The organism is Arthrobacter sp. 10T44, from assembly GCF_056393885.1.
The window spans coordinates 857,514-878,325 of record NZ_JBFTGT010000001.1 but is presented as its reverse complement, the minus strand read 5'-3'; the positions used below and the strand labels follow the sequence as shown (position 1 = coordinate 878,325).

22 protein-coding genes and 1 riboswitch are annotated in these 20,812 nt (G+C 69.3%); of the genes, 11 read left to right on the top strand and 11 right to left on the bottom strand.

All coding sequences use genetic code 11. The features are described from left to right. Positions 1 to 153 precede the first annotated feature (153 nt). Complete coding sequence (locus AC1DBL_RS04160) at positions 154 to 1,053, top strand: DMP19 family protein (RefSeq protein ID WP_476909226.1); 900 nt, start codon at positions 154 to 156, stop codon at positions 1,051 to 1,053. On the opposite strand, the gene AC1DBL_RS04155 is transcribed toward AC1DBL_RS04160, so the two are convergent. After that, positions 1,050 to 1,616 carry a COG4315 family predicted lipoprotein gene (locus tag AC1DBL_RS04155; protein ID WP_476909227.1) on the bottom strand — a complete coding sequence of 189 codons (567 nt, stop codon included), beginning with the start codon at positions 1,614 to 1,616 and terminating at the stop codon, positions 1,050 to 1,052. The two genes, AC1DBL_RS04160 and AC1DBL_RS04155, sit on opposite strands and share 4 nt — an antisense overlap. 153 nt (positions 1,617 to 1,769) lie before the next feature. Here AC1DBL_RS04155 and AC1DBL_RS04150 point away from each other — a divergent pair, with 153 nt between their 5' ends. Both AC1DBL_RS04150 and AC1DBL_RS04145 read left to right on the top strand, forming a co-directional pair. Next, positions 1,770 to 2,270, top strand: a complete 501-nt coding sequence (locus AC1DBL_RS04150; protein WP_476925523.1) for a sigma-70 family RNA polymerase sigma factor — start codon at positions 1,770 to 1,772, stop codon at positions 2,268 to 2,270. Further along, complete coding sequence (locus AC1DBL_RS04145; protein WP_441416613.1) at positions 2,267 to 2,941, top strand: anti-sigma factor family protein; 675 nt, start codon at positions 2,267 to 2,269, stop codon at positions 2,939 to 2,941. The genes AC1DBL_RS04150 and AC1DBL_RS04145 overlap by 4 nt, the downstream gene beginning before the upstream one ends. 8 nt (positions 2,942 to 2,949) lie before the next feature. Here AC1DBL_RS04145 and AC1DBL_RS04140 read toward each other — a convergent pair whose 3' ends face one another. Together AC1DBL_RS04140 and trmB are read right to left on the bottom strand one after the other, a co-directional pair. Further along, entirely contained in the window at positions 2,950 to 3,768 is an 819-nt protein-coding gene (locus AC1DBL_RS04140) for a DUF1206 domain-containing protein (protein WP_476917051.1), read from the bottom strand. A 152-nt stretch (positions 3,769 to 3,920) separates the two neighbouring features. After that, complete coding sequence (gene trmB, locus AC1DBL_RS04135; RefSeq protein ID WP_441416614.1) at positions 3,921 to 4,844, bottom strand: tRNA (guanosine(46)-N7)-methyltransferase TrmB; 924 nt, start codon at positions 4,842 to 4,844, stop codon at positions 3,921 to 3,923. A 163-nt stretch (positions 4,845 to 5,007) separates the two neighbouring features. Here trmB and AC1DBL_RS04130 point away from each other — a divergent pair, with 163 nt between their 5' ends. Continuing rightward, positions 5,008 to 6,288: an MFS transporter gene (locus AC1DBL_RS04130; protein WP_476925552.1), complete on the top strand. Its 1,281-nt coding sequence runs from the start codon at positions 5,008 to 5,010 to the stop codon at positions 6,286 to 6,288. A 25-nt stretch (positions 6,289 to 6,313) separates the two neighbouring features. Here AC1DBL_RS04130 and AC1DBL_RS04125 read toward each other — a convergent pair whose 3' ends face one another. Continuing rightward, complete coding sequence (locus tag AC1DBL_RS04125; RefSeq protein WP_476925522.1) at positions 6,314 to 7,603, bottom strand: MFS transporter; 1,290 nt, start codon at positions 7,601 to 7,603, stop codon at positions 6,314 to 6,316. A gap of 24 nt (positions 7,604 to 7,627) precedes the next feature. Continuing rightward, positions 7,628 to 8,890 carry a M20 metallopeptidase family protein gene (locus AC1DBL_RS04120; protein ID WP_476925521.1) on the bottom strand — a complete coding sequence of 421 codons (1,263 nt, stop codon included), beginning with the start codon at positions 8,888 to 8,890 and terminating at the stop codon, positions 7,628 to 7,630. Between the two features lie 133 nt (positions 8,891 to 9,023). Here AC1DBL_RS04120 and AC1DBL_RS04115 point away from each other — a divergent pair, with 133 nt between their 5' ends. From AC1DBL_RS04115 to AC1DBL_RS04105, 3 genes are all read left to right on the top strand, one after another. Beyond that, positions 9,024 to 10,055, top strand: a complete 1,032-nt coding sequence (locus AC1DBL_RS04115) for an Lrp/AsnC family transcriptional regulator (protein ID WP_476909309.1) — start codon at positions 9,024 to 9,026, stop codon at positions 10,053 to 10,055. A gap of 93 nt (positions 10,056 to 10,148) precedes the next feature. Further along, a complete protein-coding gene (locus tag AC1DBL_RS04110) occupies positions 10,149 to 11,555 on the top strand; it encodes an MFS transporter (RefSeq protein ID WP_476925520.1) in 1,407 nt (468 codons plus the stop codon). 409 nt (positions 11,556 to 11,964) lie between these two features. Beyond that, complete coding sequence (locus AC1DBL_RS04105; protein WP_476916921.1) at positions 11,965 to 13,872, top strand: DEAD/DEAH box helicase; 1,908 nt, start codon at positions 11,965 to 11,967, stop codon at positions 13,870 to 13,872. Positions 13,873 to 13,985: 113 nt separating this feature from the next. Here AC1DBL_RS04105 and AC1DBL_RS04100 read toward each other — a convergent pair whose 3' ends face one another. The 5 genes from AC1DBL_RS04100 to AC1DBL_RS04080 form a co-directional block, all read right to left on the bottom strand. Beyond that, a complete protein-coding gene (locus tag AC1DBL_RS04100) occupies positions 13,986 to 14,636 on the bottom strand; it encodes an MBL fold metallo-hydrolase (protein ID WP_476891915.1) in 651 nt (216 codons plus the stop codon). Positions 14,637 to 14,656: 20 nt separating this feature from the next. Next, on the bottom strand, positions 14,657 to 15,667 hold the full coding sequence (locus AC1DBL_RS04095; RefSeq protein WP_476891916.1) for an aldo/keto reductase: 1,011 nt from the start codon (positions 15,665 to 15,667) through the stop codon (positions 14,657 to 14,659). Positions 15,668 to 15,841: 174 nt separating this feature from the next. Continuing rightward, positions 15,842 to 16,216, bottom strand: a complete 375-nt coding sequence (locus tag AC1DBL_RS04090) for a DMT family transporter (RefSeq protein ID WP_476925519.1) — start codon at positions 16,214 to 16,216, stop codon at positions 15,842 to 15,844. Then, positions 16,216 to 16,539, bottom strand: coding sequence for a DMT family transporter (locus tag AC1DBL_RS04085; protein WP_476925518.1), 324 nt, complete (start codon positions 16,537 to 16,539; stop codon positions 16,216 to 16,218). The genes AC1DBL_RS04090 and AC1DBL_RS04085 overlap by 1 nt, the downstream gene beginning before the upstream one ends. 9 nt (positions 16,540 to 16,548) lie before the next feature. Continuing rightward, a riboswitch (guanidine-III (ykkC-III) riboswitch) is annotated at positions 16,549 to 16,617 on the bottom strand. 108 nt (positions 16,618 to 16,725) lie between these two features. Next, positions 16,726 to 17,343, bottom strand: coding sequence for a HutD/Ves family protein (locus AC1DBL_RS04080; protein WP_476925517.1), 618 nt, complete (start codon positions 17,341 to 17,343; stop codon positions 16,726 to 16,728). Between the two features lie 131 nt (positions 17,344 to 17,474). Here AC1DBL_RS04080 and AC1DBL_RS04075 point away from each other — a divergent pair, with 131 nt between their 5' ends. From AC1DBL_RS04075 to AC1DBL_RS04060, 4 genes are all read left to right on the top strand, one after another. Beyond that, positions 17,475 to 18,074, top strand: coding sequence for a phosphoribosylanthranilate isomerase (locus AC1DBL_RS04075; protein ID WP_476925516.1), 600 nt, complete (start codon positions 17,475 to 17,477; stop codon positions 18,072 to 18,074). Positions 18,075 to 18,226: 152 nt separating this feature from the next. Next, a complete protein-coding gene (locus AC1DBL_RS04070; RefSeq protein WP_476891920.1) occupies positions 18,227 to 18,778 on the top strand; it encodes a YceI family protein in 552 nt (183 codons plus the stop codon). Between the two features lie 76 nt (positions 18,779 to 18,854). Then, on the top strand, positions 18,855 to 19,256 hold the full coding sequence (locus AC1DBL_RS04065) for a YccF domain-containing protein (protein ID WP_476891921.1): 402 nt from the start codon (positions 18,855 to 18,857) through the stop codon (positions 19,254 to 19,256). 44 nt (positions 19,257 to 19,300) lie between these two features. Beyond that, the gene (locus AC1DBL_RS04060; protein WP_476891922.1) at positions 19,301 to 19,789 is read left to right on the top strand and encodes an SRPBCC family protein; all 489 of its coding nucleotides are present in this window, start codon (positions 19,301 to 19,303) and stop codon (positions 19,787 to 19,789) included. Between the two features lie 88 nt (positions 19,790 to 19,877). Here the strand turns inward: AC1DBL_RS04060 and AC1DBL_RS04055 are convergent, their stop codons facing one another. Further along, positions 19,878 to 20,747, bottom strand: a complete 870-nt coding sequence (locus AC1DBL_RS04055) for a DUF4031 domain-containing protein (protein WP_476925515.1) — start codon at positions 20,745 to 20,747, stop codon at positions 19,878 to 19,880. Positions 20,748 to 20,812 lie beyond the last annotated feature (65 nt).

Sequence of the window (20,812 nt, the reverse complement as noted above, 5' to 3'; positions counted from 1 at the left end):
CTTCCAGCAGTTGGTCATCTGATCCATCTTAGCCAGCCTGGCGGTGCCCGGAAACTTCGCCTGACGTTCACCTCGCGCTCGGACGCCCCGGAACCGGGCGGGCCTACCGTGGAAGGGACCGGAGCAGCGCCCGCCACCACCGTGAGGATCCCCATGAGCACCAGCCTGACCCAGAGCCCGACCGCCACCAGCCATGCCCCGGTGCTGACCAGGGAGAGCCTCAACGGCGGCAACGTGGACATCGTGGACAACAACGTCGACGTCGTCAACGCCATGTACGCGGAACTGCTGGATGCCGAGGAAATCGCGGCCAACGCCTTGCGCAGCTATTACGTGGACTTCTATCTGACGCAGTCGCTCGGCGGCGGCTTCGCCCAGTACGTCTTCACCGTGCCGGAGCGCGAGGAGATCGACGAGTACGTCCGCGAAGGGCTGGCCGGCATGGGCGCCGCCGCGCACCTGGACCTGTTCAACCGCAGCGTGGCTGCCTATGACTCGCTCTCGGAGGAGGAAGCGGAGGCCTATCTCGACGGCGACGCCGAGCTGGGTGGTGAAGACGGCGGTGCGGCGGCGGTACCCGAGGCGGTCCAGCTCCTGGAGCAGCTCGACGACGAATTCGAGCCGCTGCTGGAAACCGAGGACATTGTCGCGCTCAATGCCGCCTGGCTCCGCGGCCAGCCGGACCTGCTGGTCCTGGACGAGGACGAACTCGACCGGCACATCCACGAGCGGGTGTCCCGGATCCCGAACCTGTCGGAGCGTCAGGCAGCAGCGGCCGAGGAGGAACTCAGCAGCGCGCCGGAGTTTGAGCTGATCATCCGGGAGCTCTGCGAGGTGGCCGGACACACCTTGCTCAAGATCACCATGGGCGACCCGAACCATGACCACAACGGCGAACGCGTCCTGGCCTGGCATTTCACCACGGACCAGGGCGAGTTCCTCATGCTGGAGGACGACGAGGAGGCGTACATGATCCACCCGGAGACCCGGGAGATCGTGGCCGCCGTCGAGTTCGAGGACGAGTCCGACGACGGCCTCGCGTCCGGGGCCTAGTAGCCGCCGCCAGCGGCGGAAGTGATCATTTCACCGGCTGGGTTGACGAGGTACCAAACGTTCCCGACGCCCTGGCCGGTGGTGTCACCGGGCGCCCGGTCCTTGGCATAGTAGTACAAGGGCATCCCGTTAATGGTCAGTTGCTTCTTGCCGTCCGGCGTGGGGATGGTGCCCACCTTGCCGGTGACGCCTTCCGCCGCCGGTGCGTCGGAGCCGGCAAGCACCGGCGGCCAGGCGGCGATGCAGGAACCGGTGCAGGCACTCGTGCCGGAGTCCTTGGTGTCCTTGGTGAAGAGGTAGACGCTCATGCCCTTGGCGTCCACGACCACCTGCCCGGCGCTGGTCGCGGCAGTCTTAAGCTCAGCGGCCGACGCCGGGGCGCTGGACCCGGAGGTGCCGGTCGCCGAAGTTGCCGGCGCCGGGGAGGCAGCCGCTGTGGTGGCGGAGGCCGCCGTTGTGCCGGCAGCCGGCGCCGGCGTCGTGGTCCCGCTGCCCCCAGCGCAGCCGGAAACGACGACGGCAAGAGCGAGGGCAGACAGGGTGGCGCCGAAGTGCTTTGTCATTGTTGGCTCCTAGGCTAGGTGCCGGCCATCTCGCTGTCCGGCTAGCTGTTACGACGGCGGCGGGTGAAGAATGGTTCAAGGGTGTTCCGTTGAACTTTCGGGCCGGCGTGTACGTCCTAGTGGGGCAGAGGGACCAAGCCCGGGAGGTGCCGCATGCCGCTGGATGAAGACGTGGTGGCCGCGATCTATCGCGAGCACGGAACGGCGCTGCGGCGGTTCGTCCTGGGCGCGTGCCACGACCCGCAGCTGGCGGACGACGTCGTGCAGGAAACGGTGCTGCGCGTCTGGCAGCAGGCGCCGCAGATCACCGGCAGCCTGCGCAGCTATCTATTCCGGACCGCCCGCAACATCATGATCGACAACTACCGCAAGGCCCAGCGCCGGCCGCGGGAGGCCGCCGAGCGTGAGGTCGCCGACCCTGCGGGCGCCGCGGAACGCGTCGATGAGCTGCTCAACCGGGTCCTGATGGAGGAGGCGTTGCTGCGCCTCAGTGCCGAGCACCGGGACGTCCTGGTCGCCCTCCACTACCGCCGCTTCACCGTCCAGGAAGCCGCCGCGCACCTGAACATTCCAGCCGGTACGGGGAAGTCCCGGGCCTTTTACGCGGTGCGGGCCCTGCGGACGATCCTCGACGAAATGGGGGTGCAGCAGTGAACGGAACCGAACTCCACCAGCTGCTTGGCGCGTATCTGCTCGGCGGCCTGGAACCCGGTGAGGCTGCGGCTTTCGAACGGCATCTGGCCGATTGCCGGGACTGCCGCACGGCCCTCGACGAACTCGCCAGCCTCCCGGCGCTGCTCGACGCCGTCCCCGTGCCCGACGCCGTCGCGCTCACCACACTCACGCGGCCCGCCCCGGCCGCCGAGGCTGCTCCGGTGTCCGTCCCTCGGGGGCTGCTGGCCGCGCTCGCGGCCCGCCGGCGGAAGGCGCGACGGCTGTGGTCGGCGGCGCTGGCGGCGGTTGCCGCGGCCTGTCTGGCGGTAGGTTTCCTGGCCGGGCCGCTGCTGGCACAGCAGCCCCAGCCGGACGCCAGTTATTCCGTGGCGGCCGGCAACGGGCCGCAGTTCACCGTCGGCCTCGTGAAGAAAACGTGGGGCACCGAGTTGGCAGTCGATGGCAGGAGCATGCCAGTGGACGGCACCCTCTCGCTCTGGGTGAAGGGCCGCGACGGCGGCGAGGACCGGGCGTGCGCCTGGACGGCCACCCCCAGCGGCAAGGTGCGCATCACCGGGGCCACGCCGCTGCAGTTGGCCAGCATCGCCAGCATCGAGATGCGTAACGGCCAGCAGCAGACCGTCGCGGTCATCACCGTGCCGCCGCGGTAGGGAAGCCCCTACATCCGGGCAAGCCGGGCCCGGACGGCCAGGAAGATGCCGTAGCAGATCAGGCCCGCGCCGACGGCGGCGAGCATGTACATCCCGAGCGGCTGCTCGCGCAGGGCCTTCAGGCCGCCGTCGAGCCCGGTTGATTCCGCCGGGTTCGCCTTCACGGTGGCGATGACTATCAGCAGCCCGGTCAACAGCAGGGCCACACCCTTGGCGGCATAGCCGGCGACACCGGCGACGGTGACCGCGGTGCGGGTGTGCTCGTTGGCGGGCAGGCGCAGGTACTTGAGGAACGATTTCCGGAAGCCACGGATGGCGTAGACGACGCCGGTGACCGCGATGGCAGCGCCGATGACGATCAGCAGCAGCACGCCGCCCGGGGCCTTCATGAGCTGGACCGTGAGGTCGCTGGTGGAGCGGCGGTGGTCTGCGTGGGCCCCGAGGGCCACGGACGCCAGCGTGAGCCCGAACCCGGCATAGACCACGGCCTGGAGGGCGGCCTTGAGCTTCTTGCCGACCTTGTCCTTGGTGGGCAGGCGGTTGAAGTCGAACACCGCGTCGCTGGTCTGCCAGATGGCCAGGGCGACGCAGGCCGCGAAGGCGCTCCACAGCAGCGCCGGTCCAGCCGGCTGCTTGGCGAGTTCCTCAACGGCGCCGCTGACATCAGCCTGCCCCTGCCCGCCCATCGCGAGCCGGATCGCGACGAGCCCGATCAGGAAGTGCAGGACGCCGGAAACGGCGAACCCTGCCCGTGCCGCGTACTCGAGCGGCTTGGAGTTGGTGACGTCCTCGGCGACTTCCGCGGCGTCCTTAAGTTCTTTTTTGATGATCGGTCCTTCGCGTCTTCTGGCTCGGCTGGCGCCTTCGTGCCGCCGCTAGCCATGCATCTTCGGTAATCGTGCCACGGGAACCTGCTGCGCAACAGCACTTGTGCCACGGCGGCCGCTGTCCCGGCACCGGGACCGGGCGGGTGCGTGTGTCAGCGGCGCCGGTAGCAGAGGTCGAAGATCAGCCGGCCCGCTTCGTGGGCTTTGTTCTCGAAGCTCGTCAGGATCCGGCCCTCGAACCGAGGCGCCCAGCCGCCGGTCTCATCGACGCCTTCGTTGGGCCCGGTGTGTTCGGTGCTGACCGGCGCGCGGCCCTCCTTGACCGGGGCACCGCCCACAACGGACTCCACCCCGGACTCCCAGACCTGCGTGAGCGGGCTGTCAGCGCCGCTGCGCTCGCCCTCGTGCAGGTTCTCGAAGTCGGCGGAGCCGGCCAGGACCTCGCGTACGTGCACGGCGTAGTTGGACCAGTCGGTCGCGATCCGCCAGATACCGCCGGGCTTGAGCGCCCGGGCCGCGAGCTCGGCGAAGGCCGGCTGGATAAGGCGCCGCTTGTGGTGCCGCGACTTGTGCCAGGGGTCGGGAAAGAAGACCCAGAGCTCGGTGACCGAGCCCGCCGGGAGCATGGTGGCAAGCACCTCGGGGGCGTTGGCCTCCACCACCCGGACGTTGCTCAGCCCGCGGCTGTTGATCTTGATGAGGGTGTTGGCCAGGCCCGGGGTGTAGACCTCCACGGCCAGGAAGTCCTTGTCCGGGTTCTCCTCGGCCGCGTGGCAGACGGCGTCGCCCAGCCCCGAGCCGATCTCGACAATCAAGGGAGCCGTCCGGCCGAACTCGGCCTCGGCGTCGAACACGTAAGCGGGGTGCACGGACGTGTTGGCGATGTGCCGGGGGACCTCCACTGCCCACCGGTCCGAGTGCTCTTCCCACGCGGCCTGGCGGCGTCCCTGCAGGCGGGTGCCGCGGCGTACGAAGCTGACCGGCCGGCCGCCGTAGGTGCCGAACGATGCCTGGCTGCCGGGAGTAACCGGGCGGGGAGGCTGCGGCGTCTGGGGGGATTCTGGGGATTCGCTCATCACTCCCAGAATAGTGGAGTTAGCGCAGGCCCGACGGACCGGGGAACCACCATACGGCCACGCGGAGGGCGGTCCGGGCGTCCATGCGTCGCTCCGCCATTCTTTCGAAGCGGCGCCCCGCGCCTGCCAGAATGGGTCGGTGACGACACCTGGAAACGCACCCGTGCCCGCCCGCACCGCTGCCGGCGGCCACCCGCACCAGCGGCTGGATCCCCTGGTGGACGCGGAGGTCGACGACGTTCCCGCCGCGGAGCCCACCCTGCTCGGCAGCCGCCGCGCACTGGCCTATTTGGGCGTGTGCCTGGTGCTGATCGGACTGAACCTGCGCACCGTCTTCTCCAGTTTCGCCGCGGTCCTTCCGGAAGTGACGGCCGACGTCGGGCTGCCCGGCTGGGCCGTCGTCGCGCTGACCACGGCGCCGGTGACCCTGCTTGGTGTGTTCGCCCCGCTCGCGCCGCGGCTGGCCCGCCGGTTCGGGGCCGAACGGGTGCTGCTTGGAGCCATGGCCGTGCTGACCGCAGGCCTGCTGCTGCGCCCCCTAGAAGTACCCGGCCTGGGCCACCTGCCCGCCCTCCTGGCCGGCACGGCAGCCTGCGGCGCTGCCATCTCACTCTGCAACGTGCTGCTTCCCGGCCTCGTCAAGCGCGACTTCCCGCACCGGCTCGGCCTGATGGGCGGGCTCTACACCACCGCGATCTGCGCTTCCGCGGCCCTCGGCGCCGGCTTCACCTACCCGCTGTTCAGCGCGAGCGGCCAGTGGACGGCGGCGCTGTGGTTCTGGGCGCTGCCGGCCGGCGTCGTGCTCCTGCTGTTCCTGCCGCTGGCGGCGGCCCAGCGCCACGGGCGGCACCAGATCGCGGCCAGCGGGATCAACGTGTGGCGCTCGGCGGTCGCCTGGCAGGTGACCGGGTTCATGGTGCTGCAGGCCATGATGTCCTTCAGCGTTTTCGCCTGGCTGGCGCCGATCCTGCGCGAACGCGGGGTCGACGGCGGTACGGCCGGCCTGATCGTGTCCGCCTCGATCGTGCTGCAGATGCTCGGCTCCCTGTTTGCCCCCGCCCTCGCCGCCCGGCTCCGGGACCAGCGCGCCATCAACACGGTGGTGGCGCTGATGACCGGCGGCGGCTTCGCCCTGAGCATCTTCGGCCCCCTGGACCTGGTCTGGGTGTGGACCGGGCTGCTGGGGTTGGGACAAGGCAGCCTCACCGCGGTGGCCCTGACCATGATCATGCTCCGCACCCGCGACGGCCATACCGCCGCGCACCTGTCCGGCATGATGCAGGGGGTGGGCTACGGCGTAGGGTCGGCCGGAACCCTGCTGGTCGGTCAGTTGCACCAGGCCACCGGATCCTTCGCCGCGGCGGGCGTGCTCTTCCTGGTGGTCGGCTCGCTGGCCGCCGTGTTCGGGTACCGGGCCGGCAAGGATCGTTTCGTCGGCGACTGACGCAGGCCGGCCCTGGTGCGCCACCTCAGAGGGTGAGGTCCTTGCCCTTCGTTTCCGGGATGGTGAAGACGAAGACGGCGGAGATGGCGAGCAGCAGCACGGCGTAGACGTTGAACAGCTGCGGCATCTGCAGGCTGGTTCCGAGCCACTGCTGCAGGTAGGGCGCGGTGCCGCCGAACAGTGCCACACACATCGAGTAGGGAACGCCGACGCCGACAGTGCGGATGCTCGTGGGGAACAGTTCGGCGTAGACGGCCGGAACGATCGCAGCGCTGGCGGCGATGAAGACCAGCATCACGGACATGCTGACGGCCAGCTGCCAGGCGGAGTCCTTGAGCAGCGCGGTCATCGGGAAGTGCATGATGCCTGCGCCGATCGCCCCGGCCCACAGGACCTTCTTGCGGCCGATCCGGTCTGAGAGCTTGCCCCAGAAGGGCAGTGCCGCGATGAAGACGATGTTGCCGATCACGCCGGCCCACAGGGCTTCGCCGCGGTCAATCTTCAGGGCCGTGGTGGCGTAGCTGGGAGCGACAACACCCCAGATGTAGTAGATCACCGTCAAGCCGACCGTCAATCCGATCACCTGCAGGGCCTGCTTGCGGTGGCGGACGATCTGCGGCCAGATCGGAGCGTGCTTCTCCGCCGAGGCTTCGCCGGCAAAGACGTCCGTTTCGTGCAGCCGGGACCGCATGATCAGCGCGTAGAGGCCCATGGCTGCGCCCACCAGGAACGGGATGCGCCAGCCCCACGCGTTCATCACTTCGGTGCTGAGGACCATGTTCAGGACGGCGCCCAGCAGGGTTCCGAACAGGATTCCCACCGTGCCGGAGGTGTAGATCAGGGTGGCCCAGAAGCCGCGGTGTTCCCTCGGCGCCATCTCGGACAGGTACGTCTGCGACGACGGCAGCTCGCCGCCGTGGGCCAGCCCCTGGACCAGGCGCGCCACCAGGAGCATGAGCGAGGCCCACGCGCCGACCGCAGCGAAGGTCGGCGCGATGCCGATCATCAGGCTGCCCACCGAGGCGAGCCCCACGGCCAGGGTCATCGAAGCCTTGCGGCCGATCCGGTCACCGATCCAGCCGAACAGGAAGCCGCCGAAGGGCCGGGCCACGAAGCCGACGGCGAAAATCGCCAGCGTCGACAGCACCGCCGAAGCGGGATCGGCCTTGCTGAAGAGCTGGCTGGCGATGAATGGCGTGAAAGTGGCGTAGATGGCCCAGTCGTACCATTCGACGGCGTTGCCGATGCCGGTGCCGATGATTGTCTTGCGGGTGGAGGTCCGGGTTGCCGTCGGCATGGACGCGGTTGCTGTCATGGTCTTCTCCCTCAGGGGATGGGGCTAGGAAAGGGTTGAGCCGGCGGCCGTGGCCGCGGCGGGGGCGTTGGTTGCCGCAAGTGCGGCAAGCCGGGAAATGGCGAGCTCCGCGTAGAGCGCGGCACCGTCGGCCAGCACACCGTCGTCGAACGTCGCGTACGGGGAGTGGTTGAACGCGGCGGTGGCGTGGTCGGCGTCGCGGGGGACGGCGCTCAGCCCGATGAAGGTGCCGGGGACCTCGGCGAGGACCCTCGAGAAGTCCTCGGAGCCGCTCAGCGGGGTGGCCCAGCGGGCGAGCCGGGAGTCGCCGAACAGGCCCTCGATGACGGTTTCCGCGGTGCGCGTCTCGTCCTCGTCGGTGATGGTGAGGGGGTATTCCTGCTGGTAGTCGACGTCGACGTCGAGGCCGTGCGCCGCGGCGATGCCCTTCAGCAGGCGCGGCACGGTGTCCATCATTTTCTGCCGGGACTGCTCGGAGAAGGTCCTGATGGTGGCCTCGATGCGCGCGGTTTCCGGGATGATGTTGCGCTTGGTGCCGGCCTGGAGCACCCCCACGGACAAGACAACGGGGTCGAACATGTTGAACTGGCGGGTGACCATGACCTGGAGGGCGGTGACCATTTCGGCGGCGGCCGTGACCGGGTCCTTGGCTGAATGCGGGGCCGAGCCGTGGCCGCCGGCGCCGAGCACGGTGACCATCAGTCCGTCGGAGGAGCTGAGCATGACGCCCGGCTTGGTGCAGAAGGTGCCGTGCGGTTCCAGCGCGGAGAACACGTGCATGCCGTAGGCAGCGTCCACGCGCCGGCCAGCGGCATCGAGCACGCCCTCGCGGATCATGTGGCCGGCGCCGTCGAAGCCCTCCTCGCCGGGCTGGAACATCAGCACGACGTCGCCAGCCAGCCGGTGCCGCCGCTCGGCCAGGAGCGTTGCGGCGCCGGTGAGCATGGCGGTGTGAAGGTCGTGGCCGCAGGCGTGCATGGCGCCGTCGACCTTGGACGTGAAGTCCACGCCGGTTTTCTCCTGCACCGGCAGGCCGTCCATGTCCGCGCGCAGGAGTACCGCCGGTCGGGTATCCACGCCGTTCCCGGCCGCCTGGCCGCGCAGAACCGCGGTGATGGACGTCGTGTCCGTGCCGAGGGTGACCTCGTAGCCGAGCCCGTCGAGTGCCTGGAGCACCTTTTCTTGGGTGCGGGGCAGGGTCAGTCCGATCTCGGGCTCCTGGTGCAGCTCGTGGCGGAACCGGGCAAGGTCAGCCTGCATTTGCCGGGCGTCTGCGGTGATCGGCACGTGTTCTCCTATGTGGTGGGTTCGGCTTTCTCGTCTATTCTGAAGTGACGTGGTTCACAGGCGGCCAAAGGGCTGGAAATATGCAGGCACTGACCTGTATCACAGTTTTTGTGCATGAGTGAAGGAGTGAATGATGGAGCTCAGCGAGGACGACCTCGCCCTGATCAACGTCCTGCAGATCGCGCCGCGCTTGAGCTGGGCGGATGCCGCGGAGGTGCTGGGCGTCCATGCCACCACCCTGGCCGCCCGCTGGGAACGGCTGCGGGCTTCCGGCGTCTCCTGGATTACCGCCCACCTGATCGGCGACCCCCATCAGATGTGCCTGGCGTTCGTTGCCGTGGATTGCGAAATGCACCGGCGCGCTGAAGTCACGGCCAGGCTCGCCAAGATGCCGGAAATCATCACGGTCGAGGAGGCGGCCAGCAACCGGGACCTGATGCTGACCGTTATCACGCCCTCCCTGGACGAGTTCAGCACGAAAGTGATCCAACGGCTGAAGGAGATTGACGGCTTGCTCAAATACCAGACCGCGCTGTGCACCAGGTTGCACGCAAGCGGCGGGTCCTGGCGGCTCAACGTGCTCAGCCGTGCACAGCAGGCCGCCGTGAAGGCAATGGCCGGCCCCGAGGCCACCGGCGTCGCCCCGACTGCCGCCAGGGAGAGCCTGCCGGCCAGCCACCTGGCGCTCCTGCCGTTCCTGGCCAAGGACGGCCGGGCGACGGCGGCGGAGATCGCGCGCGGACTGGGCAGGCACCCGGCCACCGTCCAGCGCCAGCTGAATCGGGTGCTCGCGAGCGGGATCCTGTCTTTCCGCTGCGAGGTCGCCCAGAGGTTTTCGGCTTTCCCCGTCACTTGCCAGTGGTTCGTCAACGTCCCGGCCGGCCGGCACGAGGCGGCGGCCGCCGAGCTGAAGACGATGCGGAATGTGCGGCTCAGCGCTTCCACCACAGGTCCCACCAACTTCGTGATCATCATGTGGCTGCAGTCCCTGGCGGATGTCATGGGCATCGAGTTGGCGCTTCAGGAGAAGGTGCCCGGGATCGAACTGGTCGAAAGCGTCGTCATGCTCAGCACGGTCAAACGGGTGGGCTGGATGCTGAATCCGGATTCCAGGGCGAGCGGCGCCGTGGTGGTTTCGGCCCAGGGGCTCGACGCGCCCGGGTGAGCATTTCGGTGATGGCCGGGGACCGTCCGGCGGGCTGGGCGCTCCGTCCCGGCTGGGGCACCCGCCCGGCACCCCTCTAGTAGGCTGTGGCACGTGCCTCAAATAGACCCTCCCGTACCGGGCACTGATACCGCCCCGGATACCGGCGGCATCTTCCACCGCCGCTACCTGCTGGTGACCCTGGGCGCCCTGGCCCTCGTCTTCCTGGCGGCCTTTGAATCGCTGGCGGTAACCACCATCATGCCGCTGGTCAGCCGCGAACTGGATGGCGCCAGCCTTTACGCCCTCGCATTCGCCGGGCCGCTGGCGACCGGCGTCATCGGGATGGTGGCCGCCGGGAACTGGTCGGACCGGCGCGGCCCGGTGGGCCCGCTCTATGCTTCCGTGGCGCTGTTCGTCCTGGGCCTGCTGATCGCCGGATCGGCCGGGACCATGGCCATGCTCCTGGCCGGAAGGCTGGTCCAGGGGCTCGGCGGCGGCGCGGTGACGGTGGCCCTCTACGTGGTGGTGGCCCGCGTCTATCCGCCCGTGCTGCACCCCAAGATCTTCGCCGCCTTCGCCGCGGCCTGGGTCATTCCTTCGCTGGTGGGCCCCTTCGCCGCCGGGCTGGTCGCCCAGTTGGCCAGCTGGCACTGGGTCTTCCTCGGTGTGGTGGGGCTGGTGGTGCCGGCCCTGCTGATGATCGTCCCGGCCCTGCGCGGACTCTCCGGCGGCGCCGAGGACGGCGCGGCGTCGCCCAGACCGTGGGACTACGGCCGGCTGGCCTGGGCCGGCCTCGCGGCGCTCGCCGTGCTGGGGCTGAACCTGTCCGTGGAGCTGCCGGCGGCCGGCTGGGTGCTGGCGGCGGCCGCCGTCGTCGTCGCGCTGGTGGCCGTCCGCCCCCTGGTGCCCAGCGGGACGCTGACGGCCCGCCGCGGCCTGCCCGCCGTCATCCTCGCCCGCGGGCTCGCGTCCGCGGCGTTCTTCGGCGCCGAGGTGTACCTGCCCTACCTGCTGGTGGAGCGCTATGTCTTCTCGCCCACCTTCGCCGGCCTGACCCTCACCGGTGGAGCGCTCGCCTGGGCCGCGGCCTCCGCGATCCAGGGCCGGCTCGGGGCCAGGCTGGACCACCGCCGCGCGATCAGGATCGGCTCGGCGCTGGTCCTCGGCGCCGTGCTGCTGGCGCTGGCGACCACGCTCCTGGCGTGGCCGGCCGCCGTCGCGATCACCGGCTGGATCTTCGCCGGCGGCGGGATGGGGCTGATGTATCCGCGGCTGAGTGTGATGACCCTGGCGCTGTCCACGAAGGACACCGAGGGCTTCAACAGCTCGGCAATGTCCATCTCCGACTCCCTCGGCGGCGCCCTGGCGCTGGCCGCGACGGGGATCGTCTTCGCGGCGTTCTCGACGGCGGCCGGCACCGGCGTCGCGCCCTTCGCGGGGGTCTTCGCGCTTACTGCGGCGATCGGCGTGGCGGGCGTGGCGGTCGCTCCCCGGGTGTCCGGATCCGGGCGAGCCTAGGCGCCGCAGGCCCGCCCAACTGACTCGCAATAGTTGTCGTTATGAGCGCGCAAAACGACAACAACTGCGAGCTGGTTGGGAGGCCCTGAAAACGGGAGGGCACGCGCAGATGCTAGACTGGAGGAACTTGATGTGCAGTGATGCCCACTTTGGATTCGGTTTGGTCAGCCTCGGTTCACCGGCCGGATCCCCTGCAGGATTCCTCCGGACTCCAAATGCAGGCCGTGGGCTTTATTCATGTGAGAGGCACATCCTGCGTCGATGAACGCGTTCTATTTGGTCCCGGCGGCCTGCAAAACTTTGCAAGCGGCCCGGTTGATCACCTGACTTTTCTTCGGCGAACCCCTGGGCCAACCGGCACCGGGGGCCGATATCCGCTTGGATACCGCCTGAAAGACCTTTGAAACACATGACTACTTTTGCTGCCCTCGGCACGCCCAAGGCCCTCGCCGACACCCTCACCGCCCAGGGGATCGTTGAACCGTTCCCCATCCAGGTCAAGACGCTCCCGGACACCCTGGCCGGACGCGACGTCCTGGGCCGCGGCCGTACCGGCTCCGGCAAGACCATCGCCTTCGCCATTCCGCTGGTGGCACGGCTCGCCGAGCGGGAAGCCGCGCACTTCCGCAAGCCCGGCCGCCCGATGGGCCTGGTCCTGGCGCCCACCCGCGAGCTGGCCACCCAGATCAACGCGACCATCGAGCCGATGGCCAAGGCCATGGGCCTGACCACCACCGTCATTTTCGGCGGCATCTCCCAGGCCCGCCAGGAAAAGGCGCTGCGCTCCGGCGTCGACATTGTCATCGCCTGCCCGGGCCGCCTGGAGGACCTGATCCGCCAGCGCATCCTGACCCTCGAAGCCGTCGAGATCACCGTCCTGGACGAGGCAGACCACATGGCCGACCTCGGCTTCCTCCCGGTGGTCAAGAAGCTCATGGACATGACCCCCAGCCAGGGCCAGCGGCTGCTCTTCTCCGCCACCCTGGACAACGGCGTGGACAAGATCGTGCAGCGCTACCTCTCCAACCCGCTGACCCACGCCGTGGACGAATCACAGGCTGCGGTCACCACCATGGAGCACCACGTCCTGGTCGTCAACGACCAGACCGTCAAGAAGCAGCTGATCGTTGAGCTCGCCTCGGGCGCCGGCCGCCGGGTGCTCTTCATGCGCACCAAGCACCATGCCCGCAAGCTGGCCAAGACCCTGACCGACGCCGGCATCCCCGCGGTCGATCTGCACGGCAACCTCTCGCAGAACGCCCGTGACCGCAACCTCGCCGAGTTCTCCTCCGGCGACGTCCGCGTGCTGGTGGCCACCGACGTCGCCGCCCGCGGCGTCCACGTCGACGACGTCGAGCTGGTCATCCACGTGGATCCGCCCACGGAGCACAAGGCGTACCTGCACCGCTCGGGCCGTACCGCCCGCGCCGGTTCCGACGGCACCGTGGTCACGCTGACCCTGCCGGAGCAGCAGTCCGACGTCAAGAAGCTGATGAAGGCTGCCGGCGTCGAGGTCAACTTCGAGCGCGTCACTGCCAACTCCCCGCTGGTTGCCGAGCTGGTCGGCGAGATGGCCGATAAGATCGATCCGCGCACCCGCGCCGCGCTGCTGGCCACCAAGGCCAAGCAGCAGGGCGGCGGCACCTCCACCGGTGCCAACGCCGAGCGCAAGCGCGCCCGCCGCACCACCCAGGCTGCACCCACCGCGGGTGGCCGTGGCGGACGAGGCGGACGAGGACGCGTCGGAGCCGAGGCTCCCCGTACCGATCTTCCCCGTGCCGAGCGCCGCGCCGTGGCCTACGAAGGCCAGGCCGCTGCCCGCAACGCCGCAGAGCGCGTCGCGGAAAAGAACCAGGACCGGGCCGACGCCGAGCGCGCCGAGCGTCGCAACGCCCGGGGCCGTGGCCGCACCACGGCCTACGCGCACCACAACGATGTTCCCGCAGCCGGCGGCCGCGCCTCGGCTGGCCGTGGCTCGGACGGTCGCGCTGCGGAGGGTCGTAGCGACTCCCGCGGCGGTTCCGCACCCCGCACCGGTTCTGCACCGCGCACCGGCGGGGCACCCCGCGCCGGTGCAGGCCGTACCGGCGCCTCGGCCGGCGGCCAGCGCGGCGGACGTCCCGCAACCGGCCAGCGTGCCGCGGCAGGCGCCAAGTCCGGCGGCTCCGCAGCGGTTTGGTCCTCCAATACCGGCGGCACCTCCGGCGGATCCTACGCAGGCGGCGGCAACGGCCGCTCCGGCGAAGGCCGTCCGGCCCGCAGCGGCGGACCCCGCCGCGCGTCGGCCCCGGCGTCGAACGAACGCCGCAGCCGCTAAGGTCGCTTGTGCGCTAGATAAAGTAGCTGATGACGCGCAAAATGCCGGTCGCTACGGGAATTCCCGCAGCGACCGGCATTATGCGCAGCGCAAGTCACAACCTCTAGCGCCAGTTACCAGCCGCGGGCGCGCCACTCTTCCAGGTGCGGGCGTTCCGCGCCCAGAGTGGTCGGCTTCCCGTGGCCCGGGTGCACCACGGTGTCGTCCGGATACACGTCGAACAGCCGCTCGCTGACATCCGTGAGCAGCTGGGCAAACCGCTCCGGATCCTGCTGCGTATTGCCCACTCCACCGGGGAACAGCGAGTCGCCGGAGAAGATGTGCGCCGGTCCCTCCGGGTCCTGGTACACGAAGGCCACCGAACCCGGGGTGTGGCCGCGCAGGTGCACCGCCGTTACGTCGAACCCGTCGAAGTTGCCGACGTCGCCGTGATCGAGCAGCACATCGACTTTCACCGGCAGTTCCGGGGCGTCATCCGTCCCGGCAGCCGTCTTCACCCCGGTCGCTTCCACCAGGCCCGGCAGCGCACGGACGTGGTCCCAGTGCTGGTGGGTGGTGGCAATCAGAGCAAGTTTCGGCGTCGCGGCGGTATCCGCGGCGGCGTCGGCCAGCAGACCCTGGATGGCGGCCAAATCATCGGCCGCATCGATCAGGAGCTGCGCGCCGGACGCCTTGGCGGTGAGCAGGTACACGTTGTTGTCCATCTCGCTGACCGAAATCCGGCGGATGGTGATGTCACGAAGTGAATGAATGAGCGAGTCCATGGGCATTAGTCTAGGACGGCCTATTCGCGGCCCTGGGAGACCCAGTTGGGGTCTGCCGAGCGGGAGCCGACGACGGCGTCCGCGGCGGCGTCGAGCCTCTCCAGTTGCGCCGGGGTCAGGTCGAGCGACAGGGCGCCGAGGTTTTCATCAATCCGGGAGGCCTTGCGCGTCCCGGGGATCGGGACCACCGGCAGCCCCAGTTTCCGGCCCTGCGCGAGCAGCCAGGCCAGCGCCACCTGGGCCGGCGTCGCGGCGTGACCGGGGCTGCTGAGCTCCGCTGCGACCGACTGGACCGCGGCGACTACGGCCTGGTTGGCGTCCAACGCGGTCTCGGCGAAGCGCGGGATGTTCCGGCGGAAGTCGTTGCTGCCCAGCTTCGAGGCGTCGACTGTGCCGGTGAGGAATCCCCGGCCCAGCGGCGAGTAGGGCACAAAACCTACGCCAAGTTCGGCGGCGGCAGGAACAACGTTGCGTTCCACGTCGCGGCTCCAGATGGACCACTCGCTCTGGACTGCGGCGATCGGGTGGACGCTGCTGGCGTCCCGCAGTTCCTCGGCCGTCACTTCGGACAGTCCAAGGTGCCGCACCTTCCCGGCCTGCACCAGCTCCGCCATGGCCTCCACGGTTTCCACAATCGGAACGCGGAGGTCGCGGCGGTGCATGTAGTACAGGTCGATGGTGTCGGTGCCCAGGCGCTGCAGGCTGCGGTCGACCGCCTGCTTCACGTAGGCGGCGTCACCGCGGATGTCCGAGTAGCCGGTCGACGGGGTTCCCACCAGGCCGAACTTGGTGGCCAGTTGCACCTCGCCGCGGCGATCCTTGAGCAGCTGGGCGATCAGTTCCTCGTTGCTGCCGCCGCCGTAGATGTCCGCCGTGTCGATGAAGCTCACGCCCGCGTCCACCGCGTGGTGCAGGGTGGCCAGGGCCTCCGCAGGATCCACTTCCCCGTACACCGGGGTCAGGGCCATGCCGCCGAACCCCAGCGGGCTGACGCTGAGTCCGTCGCCGAGCTGGACTGTTGCTGAAGTCATCTTTGATCTCCTATCGCTGCCGGAATTTGCCGTCCCAGCCAAGAACCCCGGCAAGCGCGCGGCTATTCCGAAGCTCCCGCCCAGTTCATGCCGGCGGGCGGTCCGGAGCCACGGCGTGTCGCCCGGGATTACCGCTCGGGGCACGCATTAACTGGGCGGGAGCGCCTAGGATGCCTAGGATTTCCCGGCCGGCAGCAGCTTCAGCCCGGCCGCGCAGCCCACAATTCCGGCAATAAACACCAGCTTCAGCGGGCTGGCGGGCTCGACGCCGGTCGCCATCGCCCAGCCGACCGTCAGGGCCGCGCCGATCCCCACCCAGACGGCGTAGGCGGTGCCCAGCGGGATGCGCTTCACGGCCAGGCCCAGCCCGGCCAGGCTCAGAGTGGCGGCCAGGGCGAACACGAGCGTGGGCAGCGGCTGAGTGAAGCCGTCGGACAGTCCCAGGGCCGTGGCCCAGACAGCCTCCAGCACGGCGGAGGCGAGCAGGATCAGCCAGGCCAGCGTCGCCGCCGATGCCTTTGCCGCCGCGGGTGTGCGGTCCGCTGCCATCACGCCACGACCTTTAGACCGACCACGCACGCCGCGATCCCGGCCAGCAGCAGGATCCGGCCGCGGGTTGCCGACTCCACTTTCGTGACCATCGCGTAGACGGCGGTCAGCACGACGCCGACGCCCACCCAGACGGCGTAGGCGGTGCCGGTCGGGATGGACTGCATGGCGATGGCGAGCCCGCCGGTGCTGGCCAGCACGGACACGAGGAAGACGGCGGCCGGCGCGATCCGGCCGCGGCCGGTGGCCCGCGAGGTCCGGTGCAGGGCTGCGGCCCACACGGCTTCCAGCGCCCCGGAAAGGATGAGAATCAACCACGACATGACTGCTCCTGTGGCCAGTCTTGTCGCGTGCCGGGTACTGAACCGTCGTCCGGAGGCCGCCGAGGGGGAAGGCCTTGATTCCAGCGTAGCAACGTTGGCCGCCGACCGTCCCGGGCGAACCCGACGTGCGTTCCCGGCCGTCGATGGGATTTCGGAGGATGCCCCGGGGGTGCAGGCTGGCGGGAACTAGCCTGCGGTGCCCTCGCCGGCCGGCTCAGCCGGGTCGATTGAAACGACGGCGAGGAAGCCGCGGCCCAGGATTTCCGGGGTGTCGCTGTCGGAGCCGACGACGGCGTCGTACCGGCCGAGCGGTTGCGGCGCCGGGTCGGCTGTGACACCGACGCTGACGGTGGCCTGTCCCTGCATCAGGATGCCGAACTGGCCGGCAAAGACCGGGTGGGCGCGCTTCTTGGAGAGTTCGATGATGGAGGTGTAGCCCTTGAAGGCGCCCGTGCGGGTGATCACGTTCAGATCCCGGATGTCGCCGGTAGGCAGGGCGCCGGCGGCATCCGCGTCGCCGGAGAACCGGAACGGCCGGTATTTCTCCAGCGGATGCTCGGAGCCGTCCACGGTCAGGAGCAGCAACTCGCCCTCGACCACCGTGAGGACCCGCTCCATCCCGGCAAAGCGGGAGAAAGCGCCGGCCCGCGCCACCTCGGCGATGCTCACCCGCCAGTCCCAGGCGTCGTCCGCAGCGGCAGCCCGCCCGGCGGCAGATTCCGGGAACCTGGCCAGTTCGCGGGTCACCCCGCCGCCGTTGCTCCAGGGGCGGGGCTTGAGCTCGGCATACCGGATGATCTCCATCAACCCAGCCTAGCCGCCGGCCGCAGGCCCCCGGGGACCCTCACGGCGCGGGGCCCAATGAACGTAACGTCAGCACGGCCGGTGCGGGCTTGCTAACGTCAAAGCAGCGAAAAACTGCGGAGGGAGCCGGAATGTTCGTCAAAGTGTGCGGCCTCAGCACCCCAGAATCGGTGCTGGCCGCGGTCGCCGCCGGGGCCGATGCGCTCGGCTTCGTGCTGACCCGCAGCCCGCGCGAGGTGTCCCCGGACCTCGTCCGTGAACTCATCGCCGCGGTGCCGCGCGGACTTCCCGCGGTAGGTGTCTTCCGGCACGAGGCGGCGGCCGACGCCGTCGCCGTGGCCCGCGAAGCCGGGCTGGAATGGGTGCAGCTGCACGGCGACCGCACCGCCGATGATGTCCGCACGGTGCACGACGCCGGCCTCAAAATTATCCGCGCCGTCACCATGTCCGCGGCTCCGGACGCGTTTGCGGACTGGGGCGAGGAGCTGCTGCTCATCGACGCGGCGGTTCCCGGTTCCGGTGAGGCCTGGGACTACGCGTCGGTCCGCGCCTTGGGGCTGGAGGGCCGGGAATGGCTGCTGGCCGGCGGGCTGGACCCGGAAAACGTGGCCGGGGCGGCCGCGGCGGCCGGCGCCTGGGGCGTGGACGTCTCCTCCGGCGTCGAGCAATCCCGGGGGGTCAAGGACCTCGCGAAAATCCGGGCTTTCGTGGCGGCGGCCAAAGGGTTCTGACGGCCAGTTGACGTCCCGACGGCGGCCCGACGGCGTGAGGCGGCACCATCCGGCGGACGGACCTATCGCCGTGCGGGCTTCCTCGTTAGCATGCTTCTTAGGCCCTCCGAATCCAGGCGAGCCCCCGTCACCCACGTGAAGGAGAAACGGCGATGACCCTGCCCAATGGATTGACCCCCGGCGTCTGGACGCTGGACATGTCCCACAGTGAGATCGGCTTCAGCGTTCGTCATGCCGGGATCAGCAAGGTCCGGGGGCGCTTCAACGAGGCCACTGCGGAGGCCCGGGTCCGGGATTCCCTGGCCGATGCCAGCCTGCACGCCACGATCAAGACCGCGAGCTTCGATTCCGGCGACGCCAACCGGGACGGCCACGTGCGCGGTCCCGACTTTTTCGACGTCGAGAACTTCCCCGAGATGACCTTCCGCGCAACGTCCGTCCGGGGCGACGGCGAGGACTACGTGCTCACCGGCGACCTCACCATCCGCGGCGTCACCAAGCCGGTGGACCTGGAAGTCGAGTTCACCGGCGTCGCGGTGGATCCCTTCGGCGCGACCCGGGCCGGCTTCAGCGCCGAGGCGGACATCAGCCGCAAGGAATTCGGCCTGACCTGGAATGCCGCCCTCGAGGCGGGCGGACTGCTCGTCAGCGACAAGGTCAAGATCAACGTCGAAGCGGCCATGGTCAAGCAGGCTGATACCTAAGAACGGTCCGAAGATCAGGGATTGATCAGGGCCAACCCCTGATCCGAATCTGCGGCTCGCGGGAGACAATGAAGCCATGAAGACACTGCTCAACATCATCTGGCTGCTTTTCGGCGGCCTCTGGCTGGCGCTCGGGTATTTCCTTGCCGGCATCGTCTGCTGCCTGCTGGTCATCACCATTCCGTGGGGGCTGGCCTCGTTCCGTATCGCGTCCTACACCCTGTGGCCGTTCGGCCGCATGGTGGTGGACAAGCCCGGCGGAAACGGCGTGTTCACCCTGCTGGGCAACGTCATCTGGCTGCTCGTGGCGGGCATCTGGATCGCGATCGGGCACGTTGTCACGGCCTTCGCCATGGCCATCACGATTGTCGGCATCCCGCTGGCCATCGCCAACCTCAAGCTCATTCCGGTATCCCTGATGCCGCTGGGCAAGCAGATCGTGCCCACAGACCGGCCGTTTGCCGTCAGCTACCGCTAGGGCGCGCCCGGTCCGGACAACCACAGGAAGCCGAGGGAAGAGCAATGCCAGAGCCAACAATCCCGGAGGCAGAGAACAGTAACGATGAACTGATGCTGGTCATCACCCGCGAGTTCCAGGTCCCGATTTCGGCGGTATGGTCCGCCCTGACCGACCCGGAACAGGCGCCCGCGTGGTGGGGGCCGCGCGGTTTCCATACCCCGCGGGAGAGCATCGATGCCGACCTGGAAATTGGCGGCCTCTACCGCGCCTGCATGGTCCAGGACGCCACTGGCCAGCAGTACTGGTGGAGCGGCGTACACACGGACATCGAACCGCCGAACCTGTTCGTGTTCACCCATGCCTGGGACAAGGCCGACGGCACCCGCGGCTTTGAGACCGAGGTGACTTTCCGGCTGGAGGAGATCGACGGCGGTACCCGGATGACGTTCACGCAGGGACCCTTTGACACGGCGGAGAACCGGGACAGCAACGGCACCGGCTGGCGGGAGTCCTTCGACCGTCTCGCCGACCACCTCCGCAAGGCGGCCTGAAACAACCAAGCATCGCGGGGTCACTTAGCGCCATCCCGAAGGGATTAATAGGCGCTAAGTGACCCCGCGATGTGGTGGCGGGACCGAGTCAGGCAAGTTCGCCCTGCAGGTTCCGGCGGGCCGTGTCCTGCCACAGTTCGCGGCCGCGCGCGGTGTGGAAGAGGGGGTCCAGTTCAAGGAGCTGGCGGACGACGGCGGCGCGTCCGGCGGCGAAATCTGCGTCGCCAATGTGGGCGAAGTCTTCGCGGACGGCCGCAAGATAGCGGGCGTAGGCGCCGGGATCGCCGGCCAGGACGGAGAGGTCGGCATCGCTGAGCAGGGCGGCGGGTTCGTCGTCGGGATCCGGCCGATGGTCCGCCGTCATCCTGACCAGCCGCGCGACCTCGTCGACCTCGTCGGCGGGAAGCCCCGCGCGCTCCAGCCGCTCCTCGGCGAGCCGGGCAGACTCCTCCTCGTCTTCGCCGGCGATGCCGAGGTAGACGGCGTCGTGGAACCAGGCCGCGAGCAGCACGGTCCGCGGTGGCCGTGCCGGCGCGGTCAGCCGGTCCAGGGCCTCCAGCACGGCGAGCAGGTGGGTGCGGCCGTGGTACTTCCGGTGCTCCTCGCCCCAGCGGTCCAGCAGGTCGAGGAAGAGCGCGTCGTGACCGGGGAGGGCCTCGTTCCAGCGGGTCAGCAGCGGCAGTTTCAGCGATCCGTTGCGTCGCCGCGCAGGAATCCGCAGGCCGCTTTCGATCAGTTTGCGGACCAGGATCCGGCCCTCGACGGGGAGGGCGCCGGCCGCCACCAGGGCGTCGTAGCGGGCCTCGGCCACGTCGTAGTGGTCGCCGTCGAACGCCCGCTCCGGGATGCCCGCGGCCCGCGCGAAGGTGTGGAGCTCATCCAGCGAGCTGTCCGAGATGAGGTGCGAAAAGTGCGTTCCGTGGGCGGGCCAGAGCGGGGGATCGAGGTATACGGCCATGCAGGAAGTCTACGAGGCGGCCGAATTGGGCGGTGACCCGGAGATGAAAAGGAAAACGGCCGGAT

Coding starts and splice junctions, on each gene's coding strand:
- trmB (WP_441416614.1), bottom strand. CDS start 4,844: ATGAGCGAATCCCCAGAATCCCCCCAGACGCCGCAGCCTCCCCGCCCG.
- AC1DBL_RS04105 (WP_476916921.1), top strand. CDS start 11,965: ATGACTACTTTTGCTGCCCTCGGCACGCCCAAGGCCCTCGCCGACACC.
- AC1DBL_RS04125 (WP_476925522.1), bottom strand. CDS start 7,603: ATGACAGCAACCGCGTCCATGCCGACGGCAACCCGGACCTCCACCCGC.
- AC1DBL_RS04055 (WP_476925515.1), bottom strand. CDS start 20,747: ATGGCCGTATACCTCGATCCCCCGCTCTGGCCCGCCCACGGAACGCAC.
- AC1DBL_RS04070 (WP_476891920.1), top strand. CDS start 18,227: ATGACCCTGCCCAATGGATTGACCCCCGGCGTCTGGACGCTGGACATG.
- AC1DBL_RS04155 (WP_476909227.1), bottom strand. CDS start 1,616: ATGACAAAGCACTTCGGCGCCACCCTGTCTGCCCTCGCTCTTGCCGTC.
- AC1DBL_RS04100 (WP_476891915.1), bottom strand. CDS start 14,636: ATGGACTCGCTCATTCATTCACTTCGTGACATCACCATCCGCCGGATT.
- AC1DBL_RS04160 (WP_476909226.1), top strand. CDS start 154: ATGAGCACCAGCCTGACCCAGAGCCCGACCGCCACCAGCCATGCCCCG.
- AC1DBL_RS04150 (WP_476925523.1), top strand. CDS start 1,770: ATGCCGCTGGATGAAGACGTGGTGGCCGCGATCTATCGCGAGCACGGA.
- AC1DBL_RS04115 (WP_476909309.1), top strand. CDS start 9,024: ATGGAGCTCAGCGAGGACGACCTCGCCCTGATCAACGTCCTGCAGATC.
- AC1DBL_RS04075 (WP_476925516.1), top strand. CDS start 17,475: ATGTTCGTCAAAGTGTGCGGCCTCAGCACCCCAGAATCGGTGCTGGCC.
- AC1DBL_RS04065 (WP_476891921.1), top strand. CDS start 18,855: ATGAAGACACTGCTCAACATCATCTGGCTGCTTTTCGGCGGCCTCTGG.
- AC1DBL_RS04090 (WP_476925519.1), bottom strand. CDS start 16,216: ATGGCAGCGGACCGCACACCCGCGGCGGCAAAGGCATCGGCGGCGACG.
- AC1DBL_RS04060 (WP_476891922.1), top strand. CDS start 19,301: ATGCCAGAGCCAACAATCCCGGAGGCAGAGAACAGTAACGATGAACTG.
- AC1DBL_RS04085 (WP_476925518.1), bottom strand. CDS start 16,539: ATGTCGTGGTTGATTCTCATCCTTTCCGGGGCGCTGGAAGCCGTGTGG.
- AC1DBL_RS04095 (WP_476891916.1), bottom strand. CDS start 15,667: ATGACTTCAGCAACAGTCCAGCTCGGCGACGGACTCAGCGTCAGCCCG.
- AC1DBL_RS04080 (WP_476925517.1), bottom strand. CDS start 17,343: ATGGAGATCATCCGGTATGCCGAGCTCAAGCCCCGCCCCTGGAGCAAC.